Source organism: Lacrimispora indolis DSM 755 (genome assembly GCF_000526995.1).
GTDB lineage: Bacteria > Bacillota > Clostridia > Lachnospirales > Lachnospiraceae > Lacrimispora > Lacrimispora indolis.
The window spans coordinates 6368145-6383701 of sequence record NZ_AZUI01000001.1 but is presented as its reverse complement, the minus strand read 5'-3'; the positions used below and the strand labels follow the sequence as shown (position 1 = coordinate 6383701).

The window sequence follows — 15557 nt, the reverse complement described above, 5'->3', positions numbered from 1 at the left end:
GGATGGAATTACCTATCAATACGATTACACAGCCACGGGGCTGTTAAGCAGGAAGTCATCAGCCGGGAGATCGTTACTGTCGTATGATTATGACAAGAATGGAAATGTAATAGAACTGACAGATGTAACAGGGATTGCAACCCGGTATACCTACGATGTTCTTAACCGGGTCAGAGAGGTGAGAGACAGTCAAAACCATACATTTCTGGCAGCGTATCAATATACGCCGGAAGGGAGGATCCGTTCCCTTGCCTACGGGAATGGAGTCAAAACAGAGTATCAATACCAGGACGATGGGCTGATGGAGCATCTGGTGACAGTAGGCTCTGACGGGAAAGTACTGCTTAATTATGCATATGCCTATGACGGAAATGGAAACTGCACGAAAAAGTCAGGGGATGTTTATCAGAATGCATATGGTTATGATGTAATGAACCGTTTGTCAGAAGCAACGTATCACGGTGACACAGAACAGTTTACTTATGATCTGGCAGGGAACCGGTTAACCAGGAAGACCCAAACCGGAGAAGAACGATATGAGTATAACTGTAAAAATCAACTGACAGGGCTGGAAACAGAATCAGACCACATGGTTTATCTCTATGACAAGCAGGGGAATCTGGTGTCAGAACAGGGAAAGGATGTCAGCCGAACCTATGCTTATGATCCTTTGAACCGGCAGAACAGCGTGACCGCGGAAAAAGGTGCTGCCAGCTATCGGTACGATGGAGAAGGCCTGCGTTATGAAACGGAAGAAGCAGGAAAGGTAATCCGTTTTGTATTTGACCGGGGAGAATTAGCGGCAGAAGAGAGTGGTTTGGAACAGAAACGTTATTGCCGCGGACATCATGTGGTGTCACTGCAAAATGCAAGAGAGGACTCCCTCCACTATTTTGTGTGTGATGAGATGGGAAGTACGATATATCTGTTGGATCAGGAACAGGAGATCAGAAAAAGCTACCATTATGATCCGTTTGGAAGTATAATAGAAACGTCAGGAAGTATAGAAAACCGAATTACCTATACGGGTCAGATGCATGATGGAATCAGTGGTCAATACTACTTGAGGGCGAGGTTTTATAATCCGAAGATCGGCAGATTTATTCAGGAGGATGCGTACCGGGGAGATGGACTGAACCTTTATGCTTATTGTCAGAATAATCCTATTACTTACTATGATCCCAGTGGTTATATGGGGCTGTGTCCGGCGGGGAAGAATAATCCGCAGGAGGAGCAGACTGAGGGTTCGGGTAAGACAAGAGTTGGACGGTGGATGTCACAAGCGGAATATGATAAAATGGTTGAAACTGGTCATGTACAGATGTCGGGAGATAATAAAGTTCATGTTGCAAATCCTGCGGATATAGAGGCATTTGGTAAACAAGCACCAAAAGGTTCAATATACGTTGAATTTGATGTATCTAGCAATACAATGTCTCTTGGTGGTACAGATGGTTGGGGAATTATTAATGGTCCAGGTTCGCTATTAGATAGACTAAATGCCAAAAAAGGGTTGCCACGAATAACAGAAATGCCCCAAGTCTCAAATATAGAAATTAAAGGGAGTAAATAAATATGAGCAACTATACTTATGAACAAATTAAAGAAATTGTGTTGAAATGGAGTCAGAATGATATATCTAAGCAACTAGCCGAAGATGATTATGTTGAAATAACCAAAAATGAAGAAGAGGTATTATTGATTGATTTAACATTTGAATATTGTTTGGCTCAGATTGTAGTGTCCAAGCCAATTTTTGCACCCTATCAATATGTATCTTTTGAGGCAATGACATTAGAATCTAAAAAAACACAGGAAACCGGGAAACCGGAAATGGTTTATTTTTTCTATGATTCTGCTGAAATGATGGAAAATGAGGTTTTAAATGAACTAAATTTTGGTGTCAAAATTTGTTCTGAATACTTACCAGACCAGTTAAGAGAAATGTATTTCAATAAAAAAGGTCTATTGGCTATAATAAATGAAAACTTATGTCATGTAATGCATCCTGATGATATCAAAAAATATGACAAAGATTTGGTTGCTGGTAATTTTGTTTGTACGGATATAGAATCTCAATATTTAGTTGTTAAAAACAATTTAATTACACTAAGAGTTTTACCACAAGTGTTTATAATTAAATGAGATTTTGAATTACAAAGTTAAAACTATAGTTAGCGGTTTATAATTTAAATATGCACAGTAGTTTTAGATATTTCTAAACTACTGTGCTTTTGTACTATAGAATTTTTAAAAATCTCATTATTTTTATTCCATCTAGAAATCCTTGCTGATATAAGTATGGTTCTTCCAATGTAAGCGCTTAATAAAACAGTGCCTTATATATTGATTAAGATCCATGTCATAATTAATTCCATATAATTAGAGCTTTTTGAGTTATAGTTTTTCAAGTTTTTCAAGCTCTAGGAATGGAGGCATTTATGGATCAAGTTACTCAAACAAAAGTTTTATTCCGCAGAGAACAATGGAAAAAGATCATTGCGGAATGCCAGGCCAGTGGCCTTCCCGTTAAGACCTGGTGTGACCAGAATGGTTTCAAAGAACAGTCCTATTATTATTACCTTAAGAAGATTCGTGAACAGGAAATCGAAAAGATTCCTGTAGCACTGCCTGATCCAATGGAGAAACCGGTTTTATTTAAAAAGTTGGAGGTGCAAACACCTATTCATACACAAGCTGCTGTAATCATACATCTTCCGGCTGCATCACTTGAAATACACAATGGTGCCACGCAGCAGATCATTGAGACTGTGCTCCTTGCACTGAACTGCTTATGTTAGGAGATATTACTATTGCAAAGGACATTTACATTGCCTGCGGTTATACCGATATGCGTAAGTCGATTGACGGACTTGCCGCTGTCGTACAGGAGCAGTTTCACTTAAATCCTTTTACCCCATCACTTTACCTATTCTGTGGAAAACGCCGTGACAGGATCAAATGCCTGCTGTGGGAAGGAGATGGATTCTGCCTTTTATACAAGCGCCTGGAGAATGGAAGCTTCCGCTGGCCGCGCTCGGAGGAAGACGTAAAGCCTATCACATGGCAACAGTTCCGCTGGCTGATGGAAGGTCTTGAACTGGAACAGAAAACGGTTATTCTGCCAGCTAAACCGGCTTCGTTCTGTTAGCTTCCAGTGCCAGAAAAGCCTGTATTTACTGGCTTTTTAGCTACTTTTGTGGTATAATTATTGTATCAAAAATATAGGGATGAAACTATAATGGACAATAAAGAGGCTTATATCATGCACCTCGAAAACACAATACAAGACCTACAGAATCAGATAAGCAACTTAAATGAAATAGTCCTGTTTCTCCGTAAAGAGAAGTTTGGTTCTTCCAGTGAAAAAACTCCAAAGGAAGAAATCGATGGTCAGCTTTCTTTATTCAACGAAGCTGAAATGGAAGCAGATGCTTCTCTTCCTGAGCCTATAGTAAAGGACGTCAAAGGTTATAAACGTAAAAATACAAAAACCAAACGCGAAGAACTGATCAAAGATCTTCCTATAAGAGAAGTTCCGTGTACACTACCAGAAGATGAGCAGTTCTGTGATCAGTGTGGTACACTATTAAAAGTACTTGGTACACAGGTTCTGCGTGAAGAGCTGGAATACATTCCGGCAAAACTTCGGATCGTCAGGTACATACAGACTGTTTATGAATGTTCGAAATGTAAGCGCTCTGAGCATCCATATATTGTGAAGGCAGAAACTCCAACATCACTTATGAATCATTCCCTTGCATCTGCGAGTTCCGTGGCAAATGTCATGTACCAAAAGTATGTCAATAGCATCCCTCTTTACCGACAGGAAAAGGATTGGGAACAGCTGGGGATTGCTCTAAGCAGAGCAACTATGGCTAACTGGATTATTCGATGCTCGGATGACTATTTTAAACCAATCATCGACCACCTTCAGCAAAAGCTGTTGGAACGCGATGTTATCCATTGCGATGAAACGCCTGTCCAAGTCCTTAAGGAGGAGGGTAAGAAACCACAGACGAAATCTTACATGTGGTTATACTGTACCGGTAATGATGGAAAAGAACCAATTGTTCTTTACGATTACCAGCCTTCCCGAAACGGGGACAATGCAGTAAACTTCCTGAAGAACTTCAAAGGGTATGTCCATTCAGATGGATACTCCGGATACAACAAACTTTCCGGAATAACCCGTTGCGGCTGTTGGGCTCACCTACGAAGAAAATTTGTAGAAGCCATCTCTACAAAGAAAGCCGAGGGGGCTTCATTGACTCAGGCTGAAATCGGAAGGGATTACTGCAATCAGCTTTTTAAAATCGAAGAAGGATTAAAAGATCTTACCACAGAAGAACGATTAAGCAAGCGTCTTGAACTAGAAAAACCAGTTCTTGAGGCCTTTTGGTGTTGGCTTGATAACCTTAATTATCTCAAGGGATCTGCCCTTGGAAAGGCAGTTGTCTATGCAAAGAACCAGAAACCTAACATGGAGAATTATCTTCTTGATGGGAGATGTTCCATTTCAAACAATGCAGCTGAAAATGCCATTCGTCCATTTACCGTGGGGCGAAAAAACTGGCTGTTCGCAGACACTCCAAAAGGAGCGAATGCGTCTGCTGCTGTATACAGTATCGTCGAGACCGCAAAAGCAAATGGTCTTAATGTATATACCTACTTAGAGTATTTATTACTTTACATGCCTGACACTGATTGGCGAAACCATCCAGAATTACTTGATGATCTGATGCCGTGGTCAGCGGATGTACAAAGTGAATGTAAGAGGTAAGGCTCAGGGTTGGTTATTATAACTGATCCTGTTTTTAATTTTAAAGGCACTCTTTTATTAAGCGCTTACCTTCCAATGCAAGATAATCTGAAAATTGATCAATGTAATTTTGTACCAGGATTCTCTCCATGTTAGGCAGGTTATTAATGAATAATTCTGCTTGGAGAATTTGATTATCTTTCTTCTTTGAATTGCCGGTCTGATTTTTACGGAATGTATCAATTAACATGTTGATACGCTCCTGAATAAACATGTCCATTAATTCTTTTTCAGTCATATTTCATACCTCCTTTGACACCATACATTATCGTAAGGGTTTCAGAAAGTCGATATCAAAAATCACTAAAAGTTGATATTGTAAATTGGGTAAACAGATCAAGTGAATTCACTGGGTAAGGTTTTATAGGAGTTAATCATAACTCCGGAACTCTTTCGCATAAATGGCATTCCCTGCAAGTGCGACCCCGGCAACGACCTCAATAACAGAAATAAGACCCCGGTGAAAAAGTCCTTTCAGTCCGCATTGCGGGCTGATGTAATCCGAGTCGGGGAAGTCTTTTGACCCCGGCTCTTTAACCTGCATCATTTTCGACCCCATGGTTCACCTCTGTTTTGGGGCAAGAAATTGGCTGAGATTATCCATTACCAGATTATAAAAGTGGTTGCAGATGTGCGACCTGGTGCATTGCGGAAGCTGGCATATATGCGACATTCTTCTGATAAAGTAACAGGAAGATGAACAGTAGGTAGCGGTAATACAAACATTTATCAGATAAAAAGGAAAACGCAATTCTTTTCAAATATGCCCAACAAGGCTTAGTAAGGCTTGAATGGCATATATTTCTACCATCGGTTTTAAAGGTCACACAGGGGCGATATTTTGCGACACAGGGCTAACAGGGAATGGGACATCAAATCTGCGTTGCCATTGGTTTGTGATATCTACCCACCCACATGGTTCATGGTGAACCATGGAATTTACAGGAAATCGGTTCTATGGTAAAATGGGGCTGCCGGGGGTTACAGGGGGTATAAATTGCCTTTCTGTAGCTCCCTTTTCCGTTCTTTTTTCTGCCATTTCTTCTCCTGAAAATAAATCCAGAAATGACTTGCAATCAAATCGATAGAGAGTTAACATGAACAACCAATAAAAGAGATAACTTGTCCTTTCACCCATTGGTTTGTTGTAGATAGGCTGTCGAACCCTTGTGGACTCAATATGAGTTAACGCTGTCATCTGAGGTTGCCGGTACGGGGACTGATTGGTTGGAAACAAGTAGGAGGGGGCAAATTGCAGAAAAGAGAAAATTTGCTTTATGTAGGGATTGACCTGCATAAGGAAACACATACCGCAGTGATGGTAAACTGCTGGAATGAAAAGTTAGAGGTTGTTGTGATAGAAAACAAGCCCAGTGAATTTAAAAAGCTGGCAGAAAAGGTGAACAGAAAATCCAGTATTCTTGGATTAAATCCCATTTATGGGCTAGAGAATGCTTACGGTTATGGAAGAAGCTTAGCTGTTTGGCTCATTGAAAATGGTTACATTGTAAAAGACATCAATCCTGCCCTGGCTTATGACCAGAGAAAAAGTGCACCCATGTACCGAAAAAATGATGAGTATGATGCGTATTGTGTGGCAACGGTTCTGATTAATCAGTTACATACTTTGCCGGATGCAAAGCCGAAAGATAACGAATGGACACTGGCTCAACTGGTGAATCGAAGAGATTTATTGGTGAAAGATGGTATCCGTTTTAAAAATGGACTCCATGAGCAGATATCCATGGCATATCCCAGTTACAGTAAATTTTTCAGCGAGATAGACGGGAAATGTGCGATGTATTTCTGGAAGACCTACCCGTCCCCTGTCCATTTGCAGGAAAAAACAGCAGAAGAACTAACAATGGAATTTAAAGAAATATCTCGTATTACCAAAAAAGATAAAGCAGAGTTGATTCTGGATTGTGTTCAGAATGATGGAAATACCTTTCGGGAATATCAGGAATCCAGAGACTTTATCACAACAAGTCTGGTAAGAGACTTGGAACATCAGAAAGAAGAATTGGCAGGGCTTGATAAAGAAATCGAGAAAATCCTGCTTAGTTTTGATTACAAACTGACCAGTATGCCGGGAATAGGAACTTCTATTGCCAGTAAGCTGATTGCAGAAATCGGAGATATCCGAAGATTTTCCAATGCTGATAAGCTGGCAAGATTCGCAGGAGTGGCTCATGTAAAGTTCAGTTCCGCTGGAAAAGGCAAGGAGCAAAGCTCCAGACAGGGAAACCGCCAGTTGCATGGACTGTTTTATTTCCTGGCGGTAACCATGGTGTCCAGACCAAAGAACGGAGCACCCAATCATCCGGTATTTTATGACTATTATATGCGGAAAATCGGTGAAGGTAAGACAAAGTCTCAGGCACTGGTCTGCATCATGCGCCGATTGGTGAACATAGTGTACGGAATTATGAAAAATAAGACAGAATACCGGGAACCACTGCCAGAAAAAGAATAGTAATTTTTCTATTTAAAAACAGCACAAAGACGTGCTATAATTTTTTTAATTGAATAAAGATTTTCACCGTTCGTCGGATATCTCAGTACTCCACCTGAGGGTTCGGGGCAATCTGGATTAAGTGAAGCAGAACCAGTAAAAGTATATCGAGCGGTTGGACCTGAGGAATTTGATGATATATTTGATTATGAAGGATTTAGGGGTAGACCAGATGGACGTTCATATGAAGCTAAGCAATTTGGTAATAATTTTGATGAAATATTGGATTTAGCTAATCAACCTATAATGAGAGATACTGCCGCAATTGTCGAAGTGACAATACCCCAAAATATCTATAACCAATTAAATCACATGCCATTAGATGTGGGAATTTTAAAGTCTGGTGCAGTAACTGTTGAACCAGATATGTTGGATATATTTAACAGGAGCATAATTAATATTGAACATGTTTATTAAAAGGAGTTATAGTGATGCTGATTTTTGAAGCAAACGTGATCTTATATTGTAAATATGTGTCAGGACCATCAATAATGTCTGGTGTAAGATGTTCATTAAATATAGATGGAAATGCCCATATTTGTCAAATTGAAACTGTAGATGGTGAAGATATTCCTTTAGATACTGAAACTTGTGTTAAAATTACGACAATAAGTGGAGAAATCAGTCTTTTGTCATTAGTAATAAATGCCGATTTTATATTACTAAGAGGAAAAGAAATAGGAAAAGGGCATATAACTAGATTAGTAGAGGCTTATTTAGAAAAGAAATATTTGGAAACAATAGTGGATAAATCATTACTCAAAAAAATAATTGATTATGCAGAAAATATGCCTAATGCATTAGTGTATGATGATGTTTATGAATTATTAAAGTGATAGAACAAGGAAGTTCTAAAAGTTTTGTTTTGTTTGTAAAACTCTCTATACTATCAAATTGAGTATTTATATTAGTTTGGAAGTATAGAGAACATATAGTCGTTATTTTTATAAAAATTATAGTTTATAAAAAAATTTACAAACCTAATAGCATCAATAAATCCATACTGGTATAGAAAACTTTCTTCTAAGACGAGTATAGGCGTATGAAAGGGTCCATGTAATTTTCAATTAATGCTTTTTCTTTGCATGGCAAATGTTCAATGAAGATTTCAGTGTGTATAATTTGCTCATATTCCTTCTGGGATTGATCAGACTGTTTTTGGTGGAAGATATCATTTGGCATATTGATACGTTCTTGAATAAATATATCGAGTAATTCCTGCTCGGTCATAATGTTTCCCTCCTTTGAGAATATACGATACCCAAATTATTGTAGTACGTCGATACCAGAAATCACTAATAATAAGTCTCAAAAACAGCAGAAATGAACGATATATATAATAGGTGGATGTTCAAGAGCACCTTAGAAACACCTTAATAGCGTGGTTTATTGGTGGCTACAGCACCCTTGACAGTACAAAAGATGATTTACAGCACCGTACACCAGCTTCGAAAACGCCCGCACTGCGGGTGTTTGTGAGCGGAAGGGGCCCATTTAGGGTACCTTCCTTTATCCTGCTTTATTTTCGACCAGATAAATATAGACTGAAGTTTGTATTCGGATAGGTTTTGTGTATGATTTGTGATACAGCAATTTATCAGCCTTTGGAGGAAACCGTATCAGCAAGATTGTTGGCAGGAGGCTTTCCAAATTGACCCACATTTGGGTTTTAGTATGATAATGGTCAACTTACCGGGTGTTATGTCAAGGGCACACAGGGGCAACACGAGCGTATAATGGGCTGATAAAAAAGGGTTGCCAGTAGGAATTGCGGATAGTGAGCTAAGTCGATGGTACTTCTCAAGCCATGTCTAAGTTTGTACACTAGAAATTGATTCTAAACAAGCCCCATCATGGCTTGTCATTACTGGAAAAATATCATTATTTGTCACTAATGACATTCATTTGGCATGGAAAAAGGGTGTGGACAGACTGGATTCCTTAATAATCTGATTTCTATAATGAATTAAAACTCCTATTAATTTAATTGATCCGAAAAAATAATGTGATACAATTTCCTGATGTCAGAGGAGAAGATGTAGCTGTAGCGGCAATTATTGGTGGTGTGGCATATGGAATCTGGTGGTTAGTTAAGGCTGGAGTAACATTCTCTACAGGAGTTCCTGTGTTGGCTTGCCCATTTTAAAGGAGGATTATTGTGCAAAAAGGAAAGATAATTAAAGAAATCATTGGAAAAGTATTAGAACCAGAGGACTTTGTTTTTGATAAAGAGATAAAGAACTGGGGGTTTATAAAGGAGTTTAAAAATAGTAAGGGGGAGATTGCAAGACAAACAGTTACGTTTTGGACTAGTAGATTTGAAAAAAAAATATATATGGATATTAACTGTTTTTCGGGAGGAATTTATACCTATGGTTTAAACCAATTTGCTCCAGGGTATACAAATGACGGACTTATATTCTCCACAGATGAAGAATTTAAACAAGTGATTGAAACTTATGCAAATATTCTTAAACAGTATGGTTTAGAGTTCTTAAAGGAAATAGCAGAGCCAAAACGAAGTGATTATTTTCGACAGGAAGATGACTATAAGCTATTTGAAGAGCATGAATCTTTAACTCAAAAATATATGACAGATCAGCAGATTAATATGGATTGTATCACAATAGAAGATGCGGTAAAGCTAATGAAAGATATGGTGTCAGAGAAGCAGGCAGAACCATTTGAGGATTGTCGAGAGCTTTTTTTAGAAATGGCAGCATTTTATGGAGGTGTGGTGAGAAAAACCTATTCATGTAAGTGGATAATGAAAGATATGAAAATTCAAGCTATTTGCAAACTAGAAATTGATTCAAAATTAAAACTATCGTTATTTGTATCTAATAAAATTCATTTGGCATGGAAAAATGGTGTAGACCAGCTTGATTCCTTGATAATTTGATTGCTGCGATAGTAGTTATTACTTAATGATTCTTGAGTTTGCATTGATGATAATATGTCTTCTGGTACACATTCGATTGGGATGAATTAGATGTTGTATTAGAAGATATAAAAAAGTGAAAGCAGCAATGCAGATAAACATAAAAGAAAGAACAATAACTAAACCCAAGTTGAGGAGCCGCTGCGATGTCGCATCTCGCTTTTAATTGATTTTTTTGATGCTGTTCTGGCGTGATGATTTCAAAAGGTTTTTTATCACGAAGGACTTGTAAAGATGATGTTACAAATTTTATGTATAACTGCTCCGACAGCTACCATTTTCTTTTTGATTCACCTTTTTGAAGTAGTAATCCCTGGTACCTTGATTCGTACTCACAAGGGAATGAATATCTTCCAGAATAGAAGAGATTTCTGCATTATACTGGCGGATAAAACGGATATAGATTTTGATCCGCTTAAAGTTGCTGCTGACAGAATGGCCAAATACTTTTGTGAATTTGGAAGCGTTTATAATGGCGTCACATTTATCAGAGAGATAAAAAGCCCCAAAACGTGCAGTCGAGCGCATGGAAGCAATGATGTCATCTCTGGAGGCGGCAAGAAAGGCATCTGGAGAAGTATAGGCTTCCAGAATAGTCATAGCAGTATTGGTGTTAACTTTTGAAAAGATGCCTAAGATCTGGGGTAATACCATGCACAGTTCTCCCTGCAGCTTATTCACATAAGCAGAACGGTTGTTCATCAGATCATAATACTCCCAAAAATCTTAGGATACTTCTTTCATCTAATCAACCATTGTTTACATAATAATGCCTGATTAAAATAGCACCAATCACATCTGCAACCGCCCAACCAATAGGAATCGCCCACCATATCCCGACAATTCCGATCCGGCTCACAGAGGAGAGGGCATAAGCCAGGATAACCCTGATGCCAAGGCTTACAACAGTAAGTATGATGGACACTCCTGGCTTTCCAATTCCCCGGAACAGTCCGTAAAACATAAATAAATACCCGATCAGGCAATAAAAACCGGCTACAATGAAAAGATATTGTACTCCAATCCCCAATATCTCTGTTTCATTTTTATTAATAAAAATGTACATCAGAGGCTTTGCAAACACCAATATAAGAACGGAGATCAAAGCACAGTAAATGGTTATTATTTTCACTGCAGAGCGTATTCCTGTGTAAATACGCTTTTGTTTTCCAGCCCCTATATTTTGAGCAATAAAAGTAGAAAATGCATTGCCGAAATCCTGCACAGGCATATAAGCAAAGCTTTCTATTTTAACAACTGCTGCAAAGGCCGCCATTGCAGACACACCAAAGCTGTTTACCAGACTCTGTATCATTAATATTCCGAAATTCATAACCGAATACTGGATGCTGGAGAGTATGGAGAAATTAGAAATTCTCTTTACAACACTTTTATTTAAATACAAATGTTTCCGTTTAAGGCGGATTAGAGGAACTCGCAGTATACAAAAAACAGCAATACCAATACCTGAAAAGCCTTGTGCAATGATTGTGGCATAGGCTGCGCCGGCGATCCCCATCTGAAGGGGAACAACAAATATGATATCCAATACGATATTAATAACAGCAGATAAGATAAGAAAAACAAGCGGCACCACGGAATTGCCGATACTCCTCATGGCAGCACTAAAGTAATTGTAAATATAGGTAAAGCTGATTCCATAAAAAATGATCTCCAAATAAGTCCTTGAGTCCTCTAAAACCTCCTGGGGAATATTGATCAAGGTTAAAATTTTATCAATAAAAATGATAGAGCATAGATTGATGATTATTGTAACGATTCCAATAAAAATAAAAGCAGTGAAGAAATAATTTTTCAGCTTGTCTATTTCGTTTGCGCCAAAAATCAAAGAAAATACCACGCTGCTGCCCATGCAGAATCCAATGATGATGGAAGTTAATAAAACCATAACGGAAAACGAACTGCCTACCGCAGCAAGAGCATTGGAGCCGATGAACTTTCCCACAATAACCGTATCGGCAACATTATATAATTGCTGAAATATATTGCCGATGATCATGGGGATGGCGAAGTTTATCATGGCCTTTGTTTCATTGCCGTTGATCAGATCTCTTGTAGCATTCATTTTACTCTTAAAATCCTTTCAAATTATTCATTGCGGCAGGGAAATTCATCTGTGAATAAGTTTAAAAATTTGTTATGTAATATATACCCTTATATATGCAATGCATAAAGGTTACCATTAGAAAATCCTTTTGTCAATAAGTACAGAAATAACGATATGAATAGAGGAGCCTTATCATAGACGGAACATGAAGACTCCTATAAAGACCGTGTGAAAGTCCTTTAACTGCCTTTTGAATCAGCTGAAAAGAAATTAAAAAATATTGGATATGCCATGCCATGAAATTGATGTTCTTTTTCTCGTAACCGGACGTTCAGAAATGAGCGTCCTTTTCGTTTGAAATCCGAAAGACTTTGTCCAATCCGTTCCTCCCCCCCATCTTATGCGGTAACTCCATCATGTATCAGATGATATTCCCGGCCATTACTATAATATAACACTCCAAAATTCCACAGCACCCTCCAAAAAAGCATGTAAAATCACAGAGTCAACCCATGGAATTGAAAAATAATTAACAACATCGTTAATTAAATGCCTAATAACACAAAAATCATTGTGCTAAACATACAAAAATTAAAAATCAGATTATCTGGTTTGGCTGATGTATTGTAATAAAAATTTCTATAAAATAAAACCATGGATTCGAATCGATAGAAAAAAGATTCAGGAGGTAGCAAAATGGATATTTCCGTCAATGAGATCAAGGAAATGCTGGACTGGATGTCCTCTTATGGAAAAAACCAGACAGGAGGGATGACCAGGCTCCTTTATTCCAAGAGCTGGCTTGAGGTACAGCTGGCTTTAAAGGAGAAATTTGAGCAAATAGGCATGGAAACCAGATTTGATGAAGTGGGGAATTTATATGGAAGGATCATTGGAACGGAGCCGGAATCCGGAACCATTGCCACCGGTTCCCATGTGGATACGGTAGTGAACGGAGGGAATTTAGACGGCCAGCTTGGAATTTTCGGAGGATACTTAGCTGTAAAAAACCTGCTGGAAACCTATGGAAGGCCGAAAAGGAATCTGGAGGTCATTTCCATGGCAGAAGAGGAGGGAAGCAGATTTCCATATGTTTTCTGGGGGAGCAAGAACCTGTTTGGACTGGCTAAGAAGGAAGAAGTTGAAAATCTCACAGATTCACAAGGAATCAGATTTGCAGATGCCATGCATGAGTGCGGATTTGACTTTAAAAAAGATTCCGGCGGTTCCATGGATGATGTAAAGGCATTTATAGAGCTTCACATTGAGCAGGGGAATACTCTTGAGATGGAAGGAAAATCCGTAGGAGTGATCACCGGCATCGTAGGGCAGAGAAGATATAACATCACCTTAAAGGGTGAGGCCAATCATGCCGGTACGACTCTCATGAAATACAGGAAAGACGTAATCCAGGTATTTTCAGAGATCGTCTACAATTCCTTAATTAAAGCGAGAGCAATAGGTGATCCGCTGGTATTGACCTTTGGAAAAATTGAAGTCAAACCAAATACGGTGAATGTAGTTCCCGGGGAAGCTCTGTTTACCATGGACTGCCGCCATACGGATCAGGCACTTTTAATAAGCATTACGACTGAGCTGGAAGAGAACATGAAGCAGATCGCAGAAAAGCATGGGGTGGAAATAAATATCGACTTATGGATGGATGAGCAGCCTGTTCCCATGAATGACGAAATGATCCGGCTCATTGAGAAGGTCTGCAGGGAAAATGGACTGAATTACCGGATGATGCACAGCGGTGCGGGCCATGATTCTCAGATCATAGCGCCCAGGATTCCTGCCGGAATGCTCTTTGTCCCAAGCATGAAAGGGATCAGCCATAATCCGGCGGAACGGACGGAGCTGCCGGATTTGAAACAGGGAATAGAAGCTTTAAAGTCATCTCTATATGAATTATCATATCAATAGGAAAAGTGAGGGGCATTATGGGAGATCAAAGTTTAACAAAACAATTGCCAAAGGATTATTGGAAAACAATCGTATTTACTTTCTGCTTGGGCTGGGTGGTCATCTGGATCTACCGTTCCATGCTGTCGCCCATCTATACGGAGATACAGGGGACGGTGGGACAGCATTCCAATACGGCTATGGGGCTTATTGCAAGCTGTTATTTCTTTGGATATACGTCGTTGCAGATTCCATCCGGGTTCTTAGTTGACAGATTCGGACAGAAAAAGGTTCTCATACCGGGATTTCTCCTCTTTGCGTTAGGAGCCTTCAGCATTGCCATGTCAAAGTCCCTTCATACGATTTACATAGGCAGCGTTTGCGCCGGTATCGGCTGCGGAACTTATTATGGAGCTGCGTTTTCCTTAACTGCGGAACACGTGCCGCCTGAGAAAAAGGGTATCTCCACGGCCATCGTCAACAGCGGTTCTGCACTGGGCCTGATCCTTGGAATGACAGGTTCCAGCTTTATTGTTAAGACCTTGCATCTGCCCTGGCAGACAATGGTGACCATATCAGCTAGCTTAATCGTGCTTTTGGTTATCTGGTTTGCCATTGCAATCAAGGACAGAGGAAGACACCATGCAGTTCAAAGAACAGACAGCAAAAAGGCAGAAGAGGTGGATTCCGGAACCGAGAAAAAGGCTTCCTTACTTTCTCTTAACATGATTTCCTGCTACATATTGTATTTTTCCACCTGCTACGCCTATTATCTCATTGTGACCTGGCTTCCTAAATTCCTGGAGTCAGAAAGAGGGATCACCGGCGGAATGATTGGCCTGGTGGTTTCCATGATATCTGTTACAGCAGTACCTGGAGCGCTGTTTTTTGCAGGCTTATCCGATAAGTTCAGAGGGAAAAAGGCGCTGATCATCATTGGCCTGGAACTGTCCGCCTTCGTGCTGGTGGCCTTATCCATGTCAATGCCAAATGCATTATCCTTAACCGTCATTTTGCTGCTTTATGGGTTCCTGGGCAAGATGGCTGTTGATCCGGTTCTGATCTCTTATGTGTCAGACAGAGCCAACAAAAAGAACATGGCAACCACCCTGGGGCTGTTTAACTTTTTCGGAATGTCCTCATCCATTATCGCACCGGCGGTAACAGGATTTATTATTGATAAAACAGGATCAGGCACCGCAGGATTTTATATCGGAGCATTGCTTCTTATTCTGGGAACCATACTATTCCTGATATTTAATGCAAGGACATTTTTCAGTAAGGCAAAATAATTACAAGATAAAGG

The 15557-nt window shown here is 39.5% G+C and carries 15 protein-coding genes; 10 read left to right on the top strand and 5 right to left on the bottom strand.

The features are described from left to right. The 5 genes from K401_RS0130880 to tnpC all read left to right on the top strand — a co-directional run. A partial coding sequence (locus tag K401_RS0130880) for an RHS repeat domain-containing protein (protein WP_024296589.1) occupies positions 1–1573 on the top strand: 1573 nt, incomplete at its 5' end. Positions 1574–1575: 2 nt separating this feature from the next. Then, positions 1576–2145 (top strand): hypothetical protein, encoded by a 570-nt coding sequence (locus K401_RS0130875; protein WP_024296588.1) that lies wholly within the window; start codon positions 1576–1578, stop codon positions 2143–2145. 296 nt (positions 2146–2441) lie between these two features. Further along, on the top strand, positions 2442–2801 hold the full coding sequence (gene tnpA / locus K401_RS0130870; protein ID WP_024292369.1) for an IS66 family insertion sequence element accessory protein TnpA: 360 nt from the start codon (positions 2442–2444) through the stop codon (positions 2799–2801). Continuing rightward, positions 2795–3151 (top strand): IS66 family insertion sequence element accessory protein TnpB, encoded by a 357-nt coding sequence (gene tnpB, locus K401_RS0130865; RefSeq protein WP_024292370.1) that lies wholly within the window; start codon positions 2795–2797, stop codon positions 3149–3151. The genes tnpA and tnpB overlap by 7 nt, the downstream gene beginning before the upstream one ends. A gap of 90 nt (positions 3152–3241) precedes the next feature. Further along, positions 3242–4783 carry an IS66 family transposase gene (tnpC, locus tag K401_RS0130860; protein WP_024296587.1) on the top strand — a complete coding sequence of 514 codons (1542 nt, stop codon included), beginning with the start codon at positions 3242–3244 and terminating at the stop codon, positions 4781–4783. Positions 4784–4823: 40 nt separating this feature from the next. On the opposite strand, the gene K401_RS0130855 is transcribed toward tnpC, so the two are convergent. Both K401_RS0130855 and K401_RS0130850 read right to left on the bottom strand, forming a co-directional pair. After that, complete coding sequence (locus K401_RS0130855; protein WP_024296586.1) at positions 4824–5060, bottom strand: hypothetical protein; 237 nt, start codon at positions 5058–5060, stop codon at positions 4824–4826. A gap of 132 nt (positions 5061–5192) precedes the next feature. Next, complete coding sequence (locus K401_RS0130850; protein ID WP_024296585.1) at positions 5193–5381, bottom strand: hypothetical protein; 189 nt, start codon at positions 5379–5381, stop codon at positions 5193–5195. Positions 5382–6074: 693 nt separating this feature from the next. Here K401_RS0130850 and K401_RS0130840 point away from each other — a divergent pair. Continuing rightward, complete coding sequence (locus K401_RS0130840) at positions 6075–7298, top strand: IS110 family RNA-guided transposase (protein WP_024296584.1); 1224 nt, start codon at positions 6075–6077, stop codon at positions 7296–7298. Positions 7299–7768: 470 nt separating this feature from the next. Further along, positions 7769–8173 (top strand): hypothetical protein, encoded by a 405-nt coding sequence (locus K401_RS0130835; RefSeq protein WP_024296583.1) that lies wholly within the window; start codon positions 7769–7771, stop codon positions 8171–8173. Between the two features lie 187 nt (positions 8174–8360). Here the strand turns inward: K401_RS0130835 and K401_RS0130830 are convergent, their stop codons facing one another. Then, positions 8361–8567, bottom strand: a complete 207-nt coding sequence (locus K401_RS0130830; protein ID WP_024296582.1) for a hypothetical protein — start codon at positions 8565–8567, stop codon at positions 8361–8363. Between the two features lie 928 nt (positions 8568–9495). Here K401_RS0130830 and K401_RS0130825 point away from each other — a divergent pair. Then, complete coding sequence (locus tag K401_RS0130825; protein ID WP_024296581.1) at positions 9496–10239, top strand: hypothetical protein; 744 nt, start codon at positions 9496–9498, stop codon at positions 10237–10239. Between the two features lie 288 nt (positions 10240–10527). Here the strand turns inward: K401_RS0130825 and K401_RS0130820 are convergent, their stop codons facing one another. Both K401_RS0130820 and K401_RS0130815 read right to left on the bottom strand, forming a co-directional pair. Next, a complete protein-coding gene (locus K401_RS0130820) occupies positions 10528–10980 on the bottom strand; it encodes a hypothetical protein (RefSeq protein WP_242842343.1) in 453 nt (150 codons plus the stop codon). Positions 10981–11026: 46 nt separating this feature from the next. Then, positions 11027–12364 carry an MATE family efflux transporter gene (locus K401_RS0130815; RefSeq protein WP_024296579.1) on the bottom strand — a complete coding sequence of 446 codons (1338 nt, stop codon included), beginning with the start codon at positions 12362–12364 and terminating at the stop codon, positions 11027–11029. Between the two features lie 678 nt (positions 12365–13042). Between K401_RS0130815 and allC the strand changes: the two genes are divergently transcribed. Beyond that, positions 13043–14272 (top strand): allantoate deiminase, encoded by a 1230-nt coding sequence (gene allC / locus K401_RS0130810; protein WP_024296578.1) that lies wholly within the window; start codon positions 13043–13045, stop codon positions 14270–14272. A gap of 17 nt (positions 14273–14289) precedes the next feature. After that, a complete protein-coding gene (locus K401_RS0130805; RefSeq protein ID WP_024296577.1) occupies positions 14290–15543 on the top strand; it encodes an MFS transporter in 1254 nt (417 codons plus the stop codon). The last annotated feature ends 14 nt before the right edge of the window (positions 15544–15557 follow it).

Bases quoted from the DNA above. Each gene is read 5' to 3' on its own strand.
- K401_RS0130875 (WP_024296588.1), top strand. From the start codon at position 1,576: ATGAGCAACTATACTTATGAACAAATTAAAGAAATTGTGTTGAAATGG.
- tnpA (WP_024292369.1), top strand. From the start codon at position 2,442: ATGGATCAAGTTACTCAAACAAAAGTTTTATTCCGCAGAGAACAATGG.
- tnpB (WP_024292370.1), top strand. From the start codon at position 2,795: ATGTTAGGAGATATTACTATTGCAAAGGACATTTACATTGCCTGCGGT.
- tnpC (WP_024296587.1), top strand. From the start codon at position 3,242: ATGGACAATAAAGAGGCTTATATCATGCACCTCGAAAACACAATACAA.
- K401_RS0130855 (WP_024296586.1), bottom strand. From the start codon at position 5,060: ATGACTGAAAAAGAATTAATGGACATGTTTATTCAGGAGCGTATCAAC.
- K401_RS0130850 (WP_024296585.1), bottom strand. From the start codon at position 5,381: ATGGGGTCGAAAATGATGCAGGTTAAAGAGCCGGGGTCAAAAGACTTC.
- K401_RS0130835 (WP_024296583.1), top strand. From the start codon at position 7,769: ATGCTGATTTTTGAAGCAAACGTGATCTTATATTGTAAATATGTGTCA.
- K401_RS0130830 (WP_024296582.1), bottom strand. From the start codon at position 8,567: ATGACCGAGCAGGAATTACTCGATATATTTATTCAAGAACGTATCAAT.
- K401_RS0130820 (WP_242842343.1), bottom strand. From the start codon at position 10,980: ATGAACAACCGTTCTGCTTATGTGAATAAGCTGCAGGGAGAACTGTGC.
- K401_RS0130815 (WP_024296579.1), bottom strand. From the start codon at position 12,364: ATGAATGCTACAAGAGATCTGATCAACGGCAATGAAACAAAGGCCATG.
- allC (WP_024296578.1), top strand. From the start codon at position 13,043: ATGGATATTTCCGTCAATGAGATCAAGGAAATGCTGGACTGGATGTCC.
- K401_RS0130805 (WP_024296577.1), top strand. From the start codon at position 14,290: ATGGGAGATCAAAGTTTAACAAAACAATTGCCAAAGGATTATTGGAAA.